Source organism: Streptomyces gobitricini (assembly GCF_039532985.1).
Lineage (GTDB): Bacteria > Actinomycetota > Actinomycetes > Streptomycetales > Streptomycetaceae > Streptomyces > Streptomyces gobitricini.
This window is the reverse complement of the sequence record NZ_BAAASR010000013.1, coordinates 56,370-71,795: the sequence shown is the minus strand read 5'-3', so window position 1 is coordinate 71,795 and position 15,426 is coordinate 56,370. Positions and strand designations below refer to the sequence as shown.

General features: G+C 71.0%; 16 protein-coding genes. 7 read left to right on the top strand and 9 right to left on the bottom strand.

The window, feature by feature from the left end; genetic code table 11:
• Positions 1 to 3: 3 nt before the first annotated feature.
• The 9 genes from ABD347_RS10045 to ABD347_RS10005 form a co-directional block, all read right to left on the bottom strand.
• Complete coding sequence (locus ABD347_RS10045) at positions 4 to 1,113, bottom strand: MCE family protein (protein WP_344359842.1); 1,110 nt, start codon at positions 1,111 to 1,113, stop codon at positions 4 to 6.
• A 176-nt stretch (positions 1,114 to 1,289) separates the two neighbouring features.
• Complete coding sequence (locus ABD347_RS10040; protein ID WP_344359223.1) at positions 1,290 to 2,270, bottom strand: MCE family protein; 981 nt, start codon at positions 2,268 to 2,270, stop codon at positions 1,290 to 1,292.
• A gap of 8 nt (positions 2,271 to 2,278) precedes the next feature.
• On the bottom strand, positions 2,279 to 3,325 hold the full coding sequence (locus tag ABD347_RS10035) for an MCE family protein (RefSeq protein WP_344359221.1): 1,047 nt from the start codon (positions 3,323 to 3,325) through the stop codon (positions 2,279 to 2,281).
• Entirely contained in the window at positions 3,322 to 4,572 is a 1,251-nt protein-coding gene (locus ABD347_RS10030; RefSeq protein WP_344359219.1) for an MCE family protein, read from the bottom strand. The genes ABD347_RS10035 and ABD347_RS10030 overlap by 4 nt, the downstream gene beginning before the upstream one ends.
• A 6-nt stretch (positions 4,573 to 4,578) precedes the next feature.
• Entirely contained in the window at positions 4,579 to 5,382 is an 804-nt protein-coding gene (locus ABD347_RS10025) for an MlaE family ABC transporter permease (protein ID WP_344359216.1), read from the bottom strand.
• Positions 5,383 to 5,388: 6 nt separating this feature from the next.
• Positions 5,389 to 6,159, bottom strand: a complete 771-nt coding sequence (locus tag ABD347_RS10020; RefSeq protein ID WP_344359213.1) for an MlaE family ABC transporter permease — start codon at positions 6,157 to 6,159, stop codon at positions 5,389 to 5,391.
• A complete protein-coding gene (locus ABD347_RS10015; RefSeq protein WP_344359211.1) occupies positions 6,156 to 7,286 on the bottom strand; it encodes an ABC transporter ATP-binding protein in 1,131 nt (376 codons plus the stop codon). The genes ABD347_RS10020 and ABD347_RS10015 overlap by 4 nt, the downstream gene beginning before the upstream one ends.
• A gap of 87 nt (positions 7,287 to 7,373) precedes the next feature.
• Positions 7,374 to 8,432, bottom strand: coding sequence for an RNA polymerase sigma factor (locus ABD347_RS10010; protein ID WP_344359208.1), 1,059 nt, complete (start codon positions 8,430 to 8,432; stop codon positions 7,374 to 7,376).
• 54 nt (positions 8,433 to 8,486) lie between these two features.
• The gene (locus tag ABD347_RS10005) at positions 8,487 to 9,620 is read right to left on the bottom strand and encodes a lytic transglycosylase domain-containing protein (RefSeq protein ID WP_344359205.1); all 1,134 of its coding nucleotides are present in this window, start codon (positions 9,618 to 9,620) and stop codon (positions 8,487 to 8,489) included.
• A gap of 96 nt (positions 9,621 to 9,716) precedes the next feature.
• Between ABD347_RS10005 and ABD347_RS10000 the strand changes: the two genes are divergently transcribed.
• From ABD347_RS10000 to ABD347_RS09970, 7 genes are all read left to right on the top strand, one after another.
• Positions 9,717 to 10,007: a YkoF family thiamine-binding protein gene (locus ABD347_RS10000; protein WP_344359202.1), complete on the top strand. Its 291-nt coding sequence runs from the start codon at positions 9,717 to 9,719 to the stop codon at positions 10,005 to 10,007.
• Positions 10,008 to 10,060: 53 nt separating this feature from the next.
• Positions 10,061 to 10,381, top strand: coding sequence for a helix-turn-helix domain-containing protein (locus tag ABD347_RS09995; RefSeq protein WP_425575622.1), 321 nt, complete (start codon positions 10,061 to 10,063; stop codon positions 10,379 to 10,381).
• A 152-nt stretch (positions 10,382 to 10,533) separates the two neighbouring features.
• Positions 10,534 to 11,079 carry a 2-oxo-4-hydroxy-4-carboxy-5-ureidoimidazoline decarboxylase gene (uraD, locus tag ABD347_RS09990; protein WP_344359196.1) on the top strand — a complete coding sequence of 182 codons (546 nt, stop codon included), beginning with the start codon at positions 10,534 to 10,536 and terminating at the stop codon, positions 11,077 to 11,079.
• Positions 11,076 to 11,465 carry a hydroxyisourate hydrolase gene (uraH, locus tag ABD347_RS09985; protein WP_344359193.1) on the top strand — a complete coding sequence of 130 codons (390 nt, stop codon included), beginning with the start codon at positions 11,076 to 11,078 and terminating at the stop codon, positions 11,463 to 11,465. Before uraD ends, uraH begins: the two co-directional genes overlap by 4 nt.
• A gap of 7 nt (positions 11,466 to 11,472) precedes the next feature.
• Entirely contained in the window at positions 11,473 to 12,396 is a 924-nt protein-coding gene (gene pucL, locus ABD347_RS09980) for a factor-independent urate hydroxylase (RefSeq protein WP_189549213.1), read from the top strand.
• A gap of 68 nt (positions 12,397 to 12,464) precedes the next feature.
• Positions 12,465 to 13,865 carry a nucleobase:cation symporter-2 family protein gene (locus ABD347_RS09975; protein ID WP_344359187.1) on the top strand — a complete coding sequence of 467 codons (1,401 nt, stop codon included), beginning with the start codon at positions 12,465 to 12,467 and terminating at the stop codon, positions 13,863 to 13,865.
• Positions 13,866 to 13,945: 80 nt separating this feature from the next.
• Positions 13,946 to 15,346, top strand: coding sequence for an 8-oxoguanine deaminase (locus ABD347_RS09970; protein WP_344359184.1), 1,401 nt, complete (start codon positions 13,946 to 13,948; stop codon positions 15,344 to 15,346).
• Positions 15,347 to 15,426: the final 80 nt, after the last annotated feature.

Below are 15,426 nucleotides of genomic sequence, written 5' to 3'. Positions count from 1 at the left end.
CTCTCATACGTCCTCCTCCAGGATTCCGCCGAGTGTCCGGTCGACGGAGCCGGTTCCGGCGGCGGGCACCGCCGGTGGCGGGCCGAGCTCGGGAAGGGAGGCGAACAGCTTCCTCAGCTCCTTGCAGTCCGCCGCCTTCGCCTCGCCCGTCGTGCTGAGCAGCGAGCACAGCAACGACGCGGGGTCCTGCGGCTGGTCGGGATTGTTACGGGTGTCGAGGGTCCCGGAGGACGGGTTGTAGGCGTTCTGGAGGTTCGACAGCCCGGTGGGCGCCACCTCCAGCACCTCCGCCAGCGCGGCGCGCTGTGTCACCAGCACCTTGGTGACCTCGGAGAGCCCCTCCACGTTCGAGGAGAGGGACTTCTTGTTCTTCCGCACGAACTCGGACACGTCCGCCAGCGCCACCCCCAGGTGCCGGAGCGCGGCCGCCAGGTCCTCGCGCTCCCCGGCGAGCTGGCCGGCCACCTCCGCCAGACTGTCGTTGAACGACCGGACGCTTCTGTCGTCGGCGGCCAGCGCCGCCGTGAACACCTGGAGGTTGCGGATGGTGGAGAACAGGTCCTGCCGCCCGTCCGACAGCGTCGTCACGGCCAGGGACAGGTCCTCCACCGTCCGGTGCAGGTTCTCCCCCTGCCCTTCGAGGTTGTCCGCGCTCACGCCCAGCAGCCGGGACAGGGACCCGTCCTTGTTCGCGCCGCGCGGGCCCAGCGCCTGGGACGTCGTGTGCAGGCTGTCGAAGACCCGGTCCAGTTCGACCGGTACGGCCGTCCGGTGCTCCGGGATGACGTCGCCGTCCCGCAGCGCCGGTCCGCCGCGGTACACCGGCAGCAGTTGGACGTAACGGTCGCTGACGACCGACGAGTTGATGATGGCCGCTTTCGCGCCCGCCGGCACCTTGCGCCCGGCGTCGTACTCCAGCGTCACCCGTACCCGCTCGCCCTGCGGGGTGACCGTCCTGACCTCACCGATCCGCACGCCCAGAACCCGCACGTCCGAACCGGGGTAGATGCCGACCGTGCGCGGGAAGTACGCGGTGATCCGGACGGGCTCGGCCGTGGGCCACAGCAGTACGGCGCCCGCGGCGACGACGGCGAGGGCGACCACCAGTGCCACCGCGCGACGCGACTTCGCGGCCCTCGCGGCCCACGCGCCCTTCACGCCCTTCACCCTCTTCAGGGCCTCAACGGCTTTAACGGCCTTCACCGCCTTCACCGCCTTCACCGCCTTCACCGTCTTCACGGCAGCCATCGGCTTCGTGGCCGTCACCGCTTTCATGGCCTTCCCGAGCTTCATGAGGTGCCTCCCGTGCGCGGGACCACCGGCGCGGCGACCATGTTCTGGATGTAGCTGTCGAACCAGCGGCCGTTGCCCAGGGTGTTGGTGAAGAGCCGGACGTAGGGCGCCATCAGCTTGATCGAGCGGTCGAGGCTCGCCTGGTTGCGTTCGAGCATCGCCACCACCTGGTTCAGGCCGGCGAGCGCGGGCCCGATCTCCTTGCTGTTCTCCCTGACCAGGCCGGAGAGCTGGATCCCCAGGGCGGCCGAGCTCTTGAGCAGGGCGTGGATCGCCGCCCGCCGGTTCGAGATCTCGGTGAACAGCTTGTCGCCGTCCTTGACCAGCGCCCGGAACTCGCCCGACCGCTCGGCGAGCACCCCGCTGACGCCCTTGGCGTGGCCGAGGAGCTCCCGCAGCGCCTGGTCGCGGGAGGCGACCGTACGAGAGATCCGCGACAGGCCCTGGATGGAGGCGCGGACCTCGGCGGGGGAGTCCTCGAACGTGGTCGAGATGGTGTCAAGCGCCGTCGCCAGCCGCTCCGTGTCGACCTGCTCGGTCGTGGTCGTCAGGTCGCTGAAGGCCGTCACGACGTCGTACGCGGGGGTCGTCCGGCTCAGCGGGATCTCGCTGTCCGGATCCAGCCGCCCCGGCCCCTTCGGTTCCAGCGCCAGGTACTTGGCGCCCAGGATCGTCTTGATGCGGATCGACGCGCCCGTCCTCGTACCGAAGGAGGGCTCGCCCTTGACGCGGAAGACCACCTTCACGTGGTCTCCGTCCAGGTCCACCTCGTCGACCTTGCCGACCTTCACCCCGGCGATCCGCACCTCGTCGCCCGGTTTGAGGCCACCGGCCTCGGAGAACGCCGCGCTGTACGTCTCACCGTCGCCGATCAGCGGCAGATCGTCGGCGTTGAACGCGGCGACGGTCAGCAGGGCGAGGGCGGTCAGGCCCGCCGCGCCGATGGTGACCGGGTTCCGGTCGCGGAACGGGATCATGCGGGGCTTCACGCGCACCTCGCCCGGGCGACGTGGAACTCGGGGGTGATGACCTCCCGCGTCTTCGGCAGCACGATCCGGCCGTCGAAGTCGCAGAGGTAGAAGTTGAACCAGGAGCCGTACGAGGCGGTCCTCGTCAGCTTGTCGAGCTTGTTCGGCAGCCGCTTCAGGACGCCCTCCACGGTCTTCTCGTTGTCGTTCAGCGTTCCGGTCAGCTCGGCCAGCTCGGCGATGTCGGCCTTCAGCGGCGGCCGGGCGTCCGCCAGGAGGCCGGAGGTGGCCTCCGTGAGGTTGTTGATGTTCACCAGGGACTCCCCGATGGGCTTGCGGTCCGCGGACAGCCCGGAGATCACTCGCTGGAGCTGCTCGATCAGCCCCGAGAAGCGGGCGCCGCGCTCGTCGAGCGTCGCCAGCACGGTGTTGAGGTTGTCGATCACCGAGCCGATCAGCTGGTCCCGGTCGGCGAGCGTGGTGGTGAGCGAGGCCGTGTGCGCCAGCAGGCTGTTCACCGTGCCGCCCTCGCCCTGGAGGGTCTTGATGATCTCGGTGGCGAGCTGGTTGACGTCCTCGGGGCTGAGGGCCGCGAACAGCGGCTTGAACCCGTTCAGCAGCGCGTTGAGGTCCAGGGCGGGCTGGGTGCGCGACAGCGGGATCGTTCCGCCCGGTGGCAACCGGGTGCCGTCGCCCGCCCCTTCCGTCAGCGCGATGTACCGCTGCCCGACCAGGCTGCGGTAGCGGATGACGGCGCCGGTGCCGCTCAGCAGCGGCCGGTCGCGGGTGACGGTGAACGTGACCTCCGCCAGCGCCCGGTCCTTCACGGCGCCGTGTTTGACCCTTATGGCCTCCACCGCGCCGACCCGCACGCCCGCCACCCGGATGTCGTCGCCCTCCTCCAGGCTGGTGACATCGCTGAACACGGCCTTGTACGTGTGCTCGGGAGTGAACGAGATGCTGACGATGGTGGCCGCGAGCAGCGTGGTGGCGAGGATCGTCACCACCGCGAAGACACCGAACTTGATCAGAGGTGCCGCCGTGCTCCGGGCGTTGCTGCTCATACGACGCTCACCGCCGTCCCACGGGCCATCGGACCGAACAGCAGCGTCGCCACCGAGGGCACCTCGTCGGCCGGTACGCCCATGACGGGCGCGACGAGCGAGCTCACGGCCCGCTGCTCGGCCGCCGTGGCGGACGACCGGTGCGGGGCCGTGGCCGTCCCGCCGGCCGCCACCTCGCGCGTACCGTCGTTCAGTTTGGTGTGCCCGGCCGGGACACCGGGCCCGGGGAGCCCTCTGCAATCCGGGCCGGAACGGTCCGCGTAGCGCGGCTCCTCACCCGGCTCGTAACCCGGGCGGGGGTGGACGATTTCCAGGGTGATGCGCATTCTTCCGCCTCTGAAGGTCTCTTCCGCCGCCTCCTCCTGCCGCACCAGGCCCTTGAGCAGGCACGGGTACTCCGGCGCGTAACGGGCGAACAGCGCCAGCGTGGGGCGGGAGACGCGGCCCAGGGTGATGAGCCGTCCGCCGTTGTCGTCGAGGAATCCGTCGGCGGTGCGGGACATGGTCGCCGTGGAGGTGAACAGGGCGGCCAGCTGGTCCTGCTTCTCGACGATGGTGCGGCTGGTGGTGACGGTGTTGCGCAGGATCTTCATCAGATCGGGCGCGGCGTCTCCGTACACCTCGGCCACATCGGCGAACCGCGAGATGTTCTCCTTGATGGACGGCATGTGCGGGTTCAGCCGACTCAGGTAGTCCTCGACGCGTACGAGGTTGTCGCCGATCCGGTCGCCGCGGCCCTCCAGGGCGGTGGCGAACGCGGAGAGGGTGGCGTTGAGCTCGGCGGGCTGCACGGCCCGCAGCAGCGGCAGCAGGTCGTTCATCAGCTGCTGCACCTCCATGCCGGCCTCGGTGCGGTCCTGGCCGATGACGTCACCGGCGCGGATGGGCCGTGCCGCCGAGCCGGGCGGGGCGACCAGGTCGACGTACTTCTCGCCGAACAGCGTCTTGGGCAGCAGCCACGCCCGCACGTCGGCCGGGATACGGGGGACGTGCTCCGGCTTCAGCGCGATGTCGAGGGTGGCCTTCTCCCCGTCGGCCCGCACCCGGCGCACCTCGCCCACCAGCAGCCCGCGCAGCTTGACGTCGGCGCGCGGCTCCAGCTGATTGCCGAGCGTGCCGGCCTCCAGCGTGATCCGCACGACCGGCGTGAACACCTGCTGGTAGACGGCGACGGACAGCGACAGCAGCAGGGCGAGGACGGCGATGAACACCACCCCGTACAGCCGCAGTTTCACAGATGTGCGCATCGGCCCCTACCCCGCTATCCGTACGGTCGTGCTGGCGCCCCAGATCGCCAGGCTGAGGAAGAAGTCCAGGACGTTGATGGCGACGATGGACGTCCGCACGCCCCGGCCCACCGCGACGCCGACACCGGCCGGGCCGCCGCTCGCGCAGTAGCCGTAGTAGCAGTGCACCAGGATGACCACGACGGCGAAGACGATCACCTTGCCGAAGGACCACAGCACGTCCACCGGTGGCAGGTACTGCTGGAAGTAGTGGTCGTACGTGCCCGCCGACTGCCCGTAGTAGCCGGTGGTGATGGTGCGGGCGGCGAAGTACGAGGAGAGCAGCCCCACCACGTACAGCGGGACCACCGCCACGAAACCGGCGATCATCCGGGTCGTGACGAGGAACGGCAGCGACGGGACGCCCATCACCTCCAGCGCGTCCGTCTCCTCGCTGATCCGCATCGCGCCCAGCTGGGCGGTGAACCCGGCCCCGACGGTGGCCGACAGCGCCAGCCCGGCCACCAGCGGGGCGATCTCCCGGGTGTTGAAGTACGCCGAGAGGAACGCCACGAAGTTCGACGTGCCCAGCTGGTTGAGCGCGGCGTACCCCTGGAGGCCCACCTCCGTGCCGGTGAAGAACGACAGGAACGCGATGACGCCCACCGTTCCGCCGACCACCGCGAGCGCGCCGCGCCCGAAGCTCACCTCGGCCAGCAGCCGCAGGGTCTCCTTCTTGTAGCGGCGCAGGGTGCGGCCGGTCCAGGCCAGGGAGCGGCCGTAGAAGACGAGTTGGGCGCCCAGCTCCTCCAGGCGGTGCAACAGGGCCATGTGCCGTCACCCCTTCTGCGGAACGACTTGGAAGTACACGGCGGTCATCACGAAGTTCGTCACGAACAGCAACATGAAGGTGATCACCACCGCCTGGTTCACGGCGTCGCCCACGCCCTTGGGACCGCCCTTCGCCGTCAGCCCCTTGTACGAGGCGACGATCGCCGAGATCGCCCCGAAGACCAGGGCCTTGAGCTCGGCCACCCACAGGTCGGAGATCTGGGCGAGGGAGGTGAAGGAGGCCAGGTACGCGCCGGGCGTGCCGTTCTGTAGCACGACGTTGAAGAAGTAACCGCCGGCCACACCGACGACCGAGACGAGGCCGTTGAGGAGGACCGCCACCACCATGGAGGCGAGGACGCGCGGGACGACGAGGCGGTGGATCGGGTCGATGCCCAGCACCTGCATGGCGTCGATCTCCTCGCGGATCTTCCGCGCCCCGAGGTCCGCGCAGATCGCGGTGCCGCCCGCGCCCGCGATCAGCAGCGCGGTGACGATCGGCGACGCCTCACGCAGTACGGCGAGGACGGAGGCGGCGCCCGAGAACGACTGGGCGCCGAGCTGCCGGGTCAGGCTGCCGATCTGGAGGGCGATGACCGCGCCGAAGGGGATGGAGACCAGGGCGGTCGGCAGGATCGTCACGCTCGCGATGAACCAGGCCTGCTGGATGAACTCCCGCACCTGGAACGGGCGCCGGGGCAGTGTGCGCAGCACGTCCAGCGCCAGCGCGAACAGGCTGCCCGAGTGCCGCAGGGCGCCGATGGGGGACAGGCTCATGCCCGCGCCCCCCGCCCGCTCCCGGCCCCGGTACCGGTCTCGGTCTCGGGGCCGGGGTGGGCCGCGGTCTTGGGCAGGGTTCCGGGTTCGGGCGCGGGGCGGGTCTCGGGGCCGGGCTCGGCCTCCGGTTCGGGCTCGGCTTTCGGCGGGGGACCGCCGTGGGGCTCGCGCCCGCTGTGTGCGGCGGCCCCGTGTCCGGTTCCGCGCTCGGCCGGCCGCTCGGCCTCGCGCCCCGCGATCGCTTCCCAGCGGGGCGGGCGGGTGATCTCCGGGCTCGGCAGCAGGCGGGGCGTCATGTCCCGTACGGCGTCGCCGCCGGTGGACCTGTCGATCTCGGCGAGCTCCTGCGCGACCTGCGCGGCGTCCTTCTCCTCCGCCATGCCGATCGGCCCCTGCATCCGGCCGTTGAGGAATTGCCGTACGACCGGCTCGTCGCTGGTCAGCAGCTTCTCGCGGGGCCCGAACATGACCAGCTCGCGGCGGAACAGCAGCCCGATGTTGTCCGGGACCTGGCGGGCGGAGGCGATGTCGTGCGTGACGATCAGGAAGGTCGCGTCGATCTGGGCGTTGAGGTCGACGATCAGCTGGTTGAGGTACGCCACGCGTACGGGGTCGAGGCCGGAGTCCGGCTCGTCGAACAGGATGATCTCCGGATCGAGCACCAGCGCCCGCGCCAGCCCCGCCCGCTTGCGCATTCCGCCGGAGATCTCGCCGGGCAGCTTCTCCTCGGCCCCGAGCAGCCCGACCATGTCCATCTTCTCCAGGACGATCCGCCGGACCTCGCTCTCCGTCTTGCGGGTGTGCTCCCGCAGCGGGAAGGCGATGTTGTCGTACAGGTTCATCGACCCGAACAGCGCGCCGTCCTGGAAGAGGACCCCGAAGAGCTTCCGCACCTCGTACAGCTCGTGCTCGCGCAGCCGTGTGATGTCACGGCCCGCGATGACGATCGACCCGCGGTCGGGCTTCAGCAGCCCCACGAGCGTCTTGAGGAACACGGACTTGCCCGTGCCCGAGGGGCCGAGCATGACCGAGATCTCCCCGGCGGGCAGCGTCAGCGAGACGTCCTGCCAGATGACCTGGTGGCCGAAGGACTTCGTCAGTCCTTCCACACAGATCTCGACACCCATCCGGTTCACCCTTCAGCCGTGGAGCAGCTCCGACATCTGCTCTACGGGGAGGGGCGGCCCGTCCGTCGCGACGGGACCGAGAATTTTTTACGGGCGGGGCACGGGGGCGGAACGCGGGTCGGGTACGTCCGCCACGTCCGGCACCGGCACCTCCACCGGTGCCTCCGCCGCCACGTCCGGCACCGGGGCGTTCAGCGTGGTGACGTGCCCCGGCGGCAGGGGCGGTACGACGGGAACGGGCAGGTCCGGCGCCTGGGGCACGCGCGGTACGCCGGGCAGGCCGGGAACCGCCGGGACCGGCGGCACGTCCGCGGCGGGCGGCCGCGGCAGCCCAGGGAGGGGGGACGCCGCCGCCGGTGTGCCACCCGGGGCGGGAGTGCCGCGCCGCTCCCGCGGGGCCTGCTCCCGGGGTCGGCCGAAGACCCGGGGCGACGGCGAGCGGGCGCCGTCACCGGGGCGGGCGTCCGCCGCTCCGGACGTCGCCGGTGAGGACGCGGGGCGGTCCTGGGACCACTCGTGGGCGTGGGGCGCCACGAACCCCGCGACGGCCAGGGTGGCCGCCGTCGAGGCCGCGGCCACCATGTGCGCGTTGCCCACCCCGCGAGGCCGGCCGCGTCCGCAGAGCCACAGGGCCAGGGCCAGCGTGGCGGCCAGGGAGTCGCGCAGCGTACGCCGGGCCCGGGCCAGCAGTGACTCGACCGTCCGGTAGCTGAGGCCCATCTTGTGGGCGACCTGCCCGACGTCCAGGTCCTCGGACTTGAGCCAGAGCGCCTCCGCCTGCCGCGCGGGCAGCTCCCCGCTCCGTACGGCCAGCCACTTCGCCTCGGCCCGGTCGCACACCAGCTCGTCGACCGGCGCCGGGCCGGGCGCGTGGAGCCTGGGGCTCCGGCGCACCTCCGCCTCGCGGTGGACCTGCCGGTGGCGGTCGACGCACAGCCGCATGGTCACCGTCGTCAGCCAGGCGCCGAGGCGCTCGTCGTCGAGGTGGGGCTGCTCCGCCGCCCGCAGCATCGCCTCGTGCACGGCGTCCTCGGCGTCCTCGGGGCTCAGGGACCGGCGGCGGGCCACCTTGAGCAGCTGCTCGCGGTGGCTCCACGCCCGCTGCCACCGTTCGTCGTCCGACGGTGCGTGCATGTCCGTAGCCATGAGGGCCCCTTGTCGCTCACCCGCAGGCCCCTGACGCCTGCGGGGAGCGCGACATTACCGCCCGGTATCCGGAGTTGTGGAGGGGGTGGAAACCATCGAGTCCTTACCGTTGCCCACGGATCCACCAGGCAGGACGGCGCCAGGACCCGGAAGTGGAAGAACTGCTTCCGAAGGAGTGCCCGACGAGCCTCCCGGCCACGTGGGAGCGGACGACGGAGCCGGAGCGGACGACGGCGGCGGGGACGACGGGGACGACGACTGCGCGGGCGCCGGCGCACGGGTGGGCGCGGGCGCCCGCGACGGCGTGGGGGAGGGCGGGGCGGTGCGCCCGTCGTCCCCGTCACCGGTCGGCCGGGCGGGCGTCCGCGACGGCGGGGCCTCCGGCCGCGCCCCCGTCACCCCCGCCCGGTCAGGGACCACCCGGTGGCCTCCCAGGTAGTACGTGAACCACGCCCTGACCGTGCGCAGGTAGGCGGTCGAGTGGTTGTAGCCGAGGATCGCGCGGTCCAGGTCGTGCGGGTCGGAGAGATCCCGTCCGCCCGCGCAGAGGTAACGTCCCGCCGCGAGTGCCGCGTCGTGGATGTTGCCGGGGTCGGCGTCGCCGTCCCCGTCCGCGTCGGCGCCCCAGCGGGCCCAGGTCGAGGGGATGAACTGCATGGGCCCGACCGCCCGGTCGTACACCGCGTCCCCGTCGTGCGCGCCGCCGTCCGTGTCCCGGATCAGCGCGAACCCGTTGCCGTCCAGGCGCGGCCCCAGGATCGGCGTCAGGGTCGTCCCGTCCGCGCCCACCCGGCCGCCCCGGGCGTGCCCCGACTCGACCTGGCCGATCGCCGCGAGCAGTTGCCACCGCAGGCCGCAGCCGGGCGCGCTGCCCTTCAGCAGGTCCTCCGCCCGCCGGTACGCCGCGAACACGGTGGCCGGCAACGAGCCGCCGGCCGCCGCGACCGCGTCCCGCCCGGCCGGCGAGCGCCCCCTGTCCGGGCTGCCCGGCGCGTCCGGCGTCCGCAGCGGCGGCAGCTCCGTGCGGTACGGCGAGTCGCCGGACACGCTCGCCCCGGCCGCCGCCGGGGTCTCCCCGCCCGACGCCGAGGCCGCCGCTCCCGGTGCCTGCGACCCGCTCAGCGCCGCCATCGCCGCCGCCGCGGCCACCGTGCCCCGGACCGCCCCGGCCCTGCGTGCTGCTCCCATGACGTACGCCCTCCCTGTCGGCCTGTGTCACCTGCTCTACGGGCCAGGGCCCCCCGTCCGTCGCACGCCGCCGCCGCGATTGCTTAACGTGGGGGCATGCAGCGACTGAGAGTGGAGTTCACGACAGAGCCCTTCGATCTCGACGAGGCCCCCGCCCACGCGGTGGTGGCCCGTGAGGTCATCCAGGCGGCCGATCTGGACGCCGTGGACGTGGGCCCGTTCGGCAACACGGCCGAAGGCGGCGCCGACGCGGTGCTCACCGCGGTCGACGCCCTCCTCCGTCAGGCCCTGGGCGCCGGTGCCACCCGGGTGTCGTTGCAGGTCAACGTGATCGGCGAGGCTGGCACCACCGGTACGACCGGTGCGGCCGGGGAGGACGACAAGTGATCGAGCCGGGAGATCACCCCCTGGTCACCGCGGTGAAGCCGCTGGTGGACGCGATGGGCGCCAAGATACTGGCCCCGGAGCAGGCCACGGCCGACGACGTGGTGCTGGCCTGGGAGGGCGAGGACGTCCTCGCCGTCCGGCTGCCGCAGCTCGCGGACTCGCTGGACCACATCCTGGCGGCGATGGAGCGGCGGCACGGGAAGCCGCTGTCGGAGCTGGACCGCAAGACCAAACAGGCGGTCGTACGTACGCTGGAGGCACGGGGCGCGTTCTCCGTCCGGCACGGGGTCGAGACGGTCGCGGGCGCGCTCGGGGTCAGCCGCTTCACCGTGTACAACTACCTGAACCGCGAGAACGCGGCCAAGAGTGAGTAGCTGAGCACCCTGCGCGGTCGGCCGCCGTCCACATGTCGGGACGGCGGCTTTTGTCTTACCGAAGTTTCAACAAAGTGTTGACGGGGCGTCGCACCAGGGCGTTAGCTATCCGCAGCCCGTCCAAGCACAGGAAAACAGCCACGGAGGCTCCCGTGACTTCGAGTACACAGCGCCTTTCGGGGGAGACCCCCGAACCCCCCGCGAGCCTCACCCGGTTCAACACCTCCGCGGACAGCGAAGCGCTCGCCGCCCTGCACGAGGTGTGCGCCAGCTCGGCGTGGGGGAGCAAGCTGCTCGCCCAGCGCCCGTACGCCACCACCGAGGCCCTCCTTCTCGCCAGCGACGCCGCCACGGCCGAGCTGACGGCGGAGGACCTGGCCGAGGCGATGGCGGGGCACCCGCCGATCGGCCGCCCGAAGCCCGGTGACCCGACCTCCTCCCGCGAACAGAGCGGGATGGCCGGTGCCTCCGAGGACCTCAAGGCCGAGATGCTCGAACTGAACCTGGCCTACCAGGAGAAGTTCGGACACGTCTTCCTCATCTGCGCCACCGGCAGGACCGGCGAGCAGATGCGCGACGCGGTCCGCGACCGGATCGGGAACTCGCCCGAGCAGGAGCGGGAGATCGTCCGCGCCGAACTGGGCAAGATCAACCGTATCCGGCTGACCCGTCTCGTAGAGGAAGAGAGCGCCGCATGAGCACCGAGACCACCGCGTCGGTGTCCACGCACATCCTGGACACCAGCGTCGGCCGCCCCGCCGAGGGCGTCGCCGTCTCCCTGTCGGCCCGCAACGGGTCCGGCGCGCAGTGGGTGACGCTCGGCGGCTCGGCGACCGACGCGGACGGGCGCTGCAAGGACCTGCCGGCCCTGCCGGAAGGCACCACCCACGTACGTCTCGACTTCGAGACCGAGGCGTACTTCGACAAGAAGCAAGCCGAGGCGCAGCAGGACGCCCCCCGCGTAAGGGACAGCGGCGCGTTCTTCCCGGAGGTGGCGATCACGTTCGCCGTCGTGCCGGGCGAGCACTACCACGTACCGCTGCTGCTCAACCCGTTCGGCTACTCCGTTTACCGAGGGAGCTAGCAGACACATGCCCACGATTCTCGGCCAGAACCAGTACGGCAAAGCAGAGAACCGCGTCGTCAAGATCACGCGGGACGGCGACACCCATCACATCAAGGACCTGAACGTCTCGGTCGCCCTCTCCGGCGACATGGACGACGTCCACTACTCCGGCTCCAACGCCAACGTCCTGCCGACCGACACCACCAAGAACACGGTGTACGCGTTCGCCAAGGAGTACGGCATCGAGTCCGCCGAGCAGTTCGGCATCCACCTCGCCCGCCACTTCGTGACGTCGCAGGAGCCGATCCACCGGGCGCGCATCCGCATCGAGGAGTACGCCTGGGAGCGCATCGAGACCTCCGACGCCAACTCCAAGTTCATCGGCGCCGACGAGGTCAAGCACTCCTTCGTCCGCAAGGGCCAGGAGACCCGCGTCACGGAGATCACCTACGACGGTGAGAACTGGCAGGTCATATCCGGCCTGAAGGACCTGGTCGTCATGAACTCCACCAACTCGGAGTTCTGGGGGTACGTGAAGGACAAGTACACCACCCTCCAGGAGGCGTACGACCGCATCCTCGCCACCCAGGTCTCCGGCCGCTGGCGGTTCAACTGGACCGACGACGAGCAGCGGATGCCCAACTGGGAGAAGTCCTACGAGCAGGTCAGGAAGCACATGCTCCAGGCCTTCGCCGAGACCTACTCCCTGTCGCTGCAGCAGACGCTGTACCAGATGGGCTCGCGCATCATCAACAACCGGTCGGAGATCGACGAGGTGCGCTTCTCCCTGCCGAACAAGCACCACTTCCTGGTGGACCTCGAGCCGTTCGGGCTGAAGAACGACAACGAGGTCTACTTCGCGGCGGACCGCCCGTACGGCCTCATCGAGGCCACCATCCTCCGGGACGGTGTGGAGCCGCAGATCCCGGTCGACATGACCAACCTCTGACGCCAGGCCGATGACCGCCCCGCCCGCCCGCAGTCGGGCGGGGCGGCACCGGACCGGAGGGACCAGCAATGGCACAGCCTGCATCGGGGCCGGCAGCAGAAGGCCCGTGTTCCACCCCACCGGAGAAGAACCCCTGCCACCCGGTGGACGAGAAACTTCCCTTCGCGCGGCTCGTCCCCGCCGCACTCCAGCACATCGCCGCCATGTACGCGGGCGTGGTCACCCCTCCGCTCATCATCGGCCAGGCCGTCGGCCTGGACGCCGCCGGGATGACCCGGCTGATCGCGGCGAGCCTGCTCATCGCGGGACTCGCCACCATCCTGCAGACCATCGGTGCCACGAACTTCGCCGGGAACCGGCTGCCGTTCGTCAACGCCGCCTCCTCCGCGGGTATCGCGCCGATGCTCGCCATCGCCGAGACCAGCGCCCCCGGTCACCAACTGCCCACCATCTACGGCGCCGTGATGGTCGCCGGAGCGTTCTGCCTCGCCGTCGGGCCCTTCTTCGGCCGGCTGCTCCGCTTCTTCCCGCCCCTCGTCACCGGCGTGGTCATCACCCTCATCGGGGTGACCCTGATGCCCGTACCGGTGAGCTGGGCCCAGGGCGGGGACCCGCACGCCGCCGACTTCGGTGCCATGAAGTACCTGGCGCTCGCCGCCTTCACCCTTGTCGTCATCCTGCTCTTCCAGCGCTTCGGACGGGGGTTCGTCAAGCAGATCGCCCTGCTGCTGGGACTGTTCATCGGCACGCTCGCCGCGATCCCCTTCGGCATGGCCGACCTCACCACCCTGAGCGAGGCGCCGGTCGCGGCCCTGCCCTCGCCCTTCGCCTTCGGCGCCCCCGAGTTCCAGCCGGCCGCGATCCTCTCCCTGTGCATCGTGATGCTGGTGCTGATGACCGAGTCCAGCGCGGGAATGCTCGCCCTCGGCGAGATCTGCGAACGCCGCACCGACGGGAGAACCATCACCCGGGGCCTGCGCACCGACGGCATCGCCACCCTGATCGGCCCCGTTTTCGGCGGGTTCCCCACCTCCGCCTTCGCCCAGAACGTCGGCGTCGTCTCCCTCACCCGGGTGCGCAGCCGCTACGTCGTCGCGGTCGCCGGCGGCGCGCTCCTGGTCCTCGGGATCCTCCCGGTGCTCGGCGCGGTCGTCTCGCTCGTCCCGATGCCCGTCCTGGGCGGCGCCGGTATCGTCCTCTTCGGCTCGATCGCGGTCAGCGGCATCCGTACGCTGTCCGAGGCCGGGCTCGACGACAGCTCCAACATCATCCTGGTGGCCGTCGCCCTGGGAGCCGGCATCATCCCGCTGGCCGCCCCCACCTTCTACACACAGTTCCCGGCCTGGGCACAGACCGTCCTCGGCTCCGGGATCAGCGCCGGAGCGCTCGTCGCGGTCCTGCTCAACCTGTTCTTCCACCACCTCGGCACCCGGAGCCGTCACACGGCCCCGGCACTCAAATCCTCCTAGGGTCCTGCCGTGCCCTCCCCCGGGGACTTCCGTCCAGGGGGGACCCCCAGCCACCGCCACTGACAGAAGAAGGAAGCACCATGGCACCTTCGGCAGCCCAGAGCGCCCCCCGGCGCATCGTGATCGAGAACTGCGCGATCGCGACCGTCGACGCCAATGACACCGAGTACGCCTCGGGTCACCTCGTCATCGCGGGCAACAGGATCGAGTCGATCGGAGCAGGCAAGGCCCCCGAGGGCTTGGAGAACGTCGTACGGCGCATCGACGCCACCGGCCACCTCGTCACCCCCGGCCTGATCAACACGCACCACCACTTCTACCAGTGGATCACCCGGGGCCTGGCCACCGACCACAACCTCTTCAACTGGCTCGTCGCGCTCTACCCGACGTGGGCGCGCATCGACGAGCAGATGGGGTACGCGGCGGCCCAGGGCTCCCTGGGCATGATGGCCCGCGGCGGCGTCACCACCGCCATGGACCACCACTACGTCTACCCCAAGGACTCCGGCGACCTGTCCGGCGCCATCATCAGGGCCGCGTCCGAGATGGGTGTCCGCTTCACCCTGGCCCGCGGTTCCATGGACCGCAGCGAGAAGGACGGCGGCCTGCCGCCGGACTTCGCCGTCGAGACCCTCGAAGGAGCCCTCGCCGCCACCGAGGAGACCGTCAAGAAGCACCACGACGCCTCCTTCGACGCCATGACACAGGTCGCCGTCGCGCCCTGCTCGCCGTTCTCCGTCTCCACCGAACTGCTCAAGCAGGGTGCCGAGCTGGCGCGCCGCCTCGGCGTGCGCCTGCACACCCACGGCTCGGAGACCGTGGAGGAGGAGCAGTTCTGCAAGGAACTGTTCGGCATGGGCCCCACCGACTACTTCGAGTCAACCGGCTGGCTCGGCGAGGACGTGTGGATGGCGCACTGCGTCCACATGAACGACTCCGACATCGAGGCCTTCGCCCGCACGAAGACCGGTGTGGCACACTGCCCGTCGTCCAACGCCCGCCTCGCGGCCGGCATCGCCCGCGTGCCCGACATGCTCAAGGCCGGCGTCCCGGTGGGCCTCGGCGTCGACGGCACCGCCTCCAACGAGTCCGGTGAGCTCCACACCGAGCTGCGCAACGCGCTGCTGATCAACCGCCTCAACCCGGTGCACCGCGAGGCCGCCCTGAACGCCCGTCAGGCCCTGCGCCTCGGTACGTACGGTGGCGCCCAGGTCCTCGGCCGGGCCTCCCAGATCGGCTCCCTGGAAGCGGGCAAGCTCGCCGACCTGGTGCTGTGGAAGCTGGACACGCTCGCGCACGCCTCGATCGCCGACCCGGTGACCGCGCTCGTCTTCGGCGCGGCGGCCCCGGTCACCGCGTCGTTCGTCAACGGCGAGCAGATCGTCGCGGACAACCGCCTGCTGAAGGTGGACGAGGACGCCATCGCGCGCTCCACCCGGGACGAGGCCCAGCGCCTCGCCCGTATCGCCGCCCAGGGCTGACCCCCTGGTGGCGCACATCGCCGCCCGCGCCTGACGCGGGTGGGCGATCCACGAAGTCCGGTCGAGGGGGACGGCCCTCG

Bases quoted from the DNA above. Each gene is read 5' to 3' on its own strand.
- ABD347_RS10015 (WP_344359211.1), bottom strand. From the start codon at position 7,286: ATGGGTGTCGAGATCTGTGTGGAAGGACTGACGAAGTCCTTCGGCCAC.
- ABD347_RS10025 (WP_344359216.1), bottom strand. From the start codon at position 5,382: ATGGCCCTGTTGCACCGCCTGGAGGAGCTGGGCGCCCAACTCGTCTTC.
- ABD347_RS10010 (WP_344359208.1), bottom strand. From the start codon at position 8,432: ATGGCTACGGACATGCACGCACCGTCGGACGACGAACGGTGGCAGCGG.
- ABD347_RS10000 (WP_344359202.1), top strand. From the start codon at position 9,717: ATGCAGCGACTGAGAGTGGAGTTCACGACAGAGCCCTTCGATCTCGAC.
- uraH (WP_344359193.1), top strand. From the start codon at position 11,076: ATGAGCACCGAGACCACCGCGTCGGTGTCCACGCACATCCTGGACACC.
- ABD347_RS09970 (WP_344359184.1), top strand. From the start codon at position 13,946: ATGGCACCTTCGGCAGCCCAGAGCGCCCCCCGGCGCATCGTGATCGAG.
- ABD347_RS10020 (WP_344359213.1), bottom strand. From the start codon at position 6,159: ATGAGCCTGTCCCCCATCGGCGCCCTGCGGCACTCGGGCAGCCTGTTC.
- ABD347_RS09975 (WP_344359187.1), top strand. From the start codon at position 12,465: ATGGCACAGCCTGCATCGGGGCCGGCAGCAGAAGGCCCGTGTTCCACC.
- ABD347_RS10030 (WP_344359219.1), bottom strand. From the start codon at position 4,572: ATGCGCACATCTGTGAAACTGCGGCTGTACGGGGTGGTGTTCATCGCC.
- ABD347_RS10005 (WP_344359205.1), bottom strand. From the start codon at position 9,620: ATGGGAGCAGCACGCAGGGCCGGGGCGGTCCGGGGCACGGTGGCCGCG.
- ABD347_RS10035 (WP_344359221.1), bottom strand. From the start codon at position 3,325: ATGAGCAGCAACGCCCGGAGCACGGCGGCACCTCTGATCAAGTTCGGT.
- ABD347_RS10040 (WP_344359223.1), bottom strand. From the start codon at position 2,270: ATGATCCCGTTCCGCGACCGGAACCCGGTCACCATCGGCGCGGCGGGC.
- pucL (WP_189549213.1), top strand. From the start codon at position 11,473: ATGCCCACGATTCTCGGCCAGAACCAGTACGGCAAAGCAGAGAACCGC.
- ABD347_RS09995 (WP_425575622.1), top strand. From the start codon at position 10,061: ATGGGCGCCAAGATACTGGCCCCGGAGCAGGCCACGGCCGACGACGTG.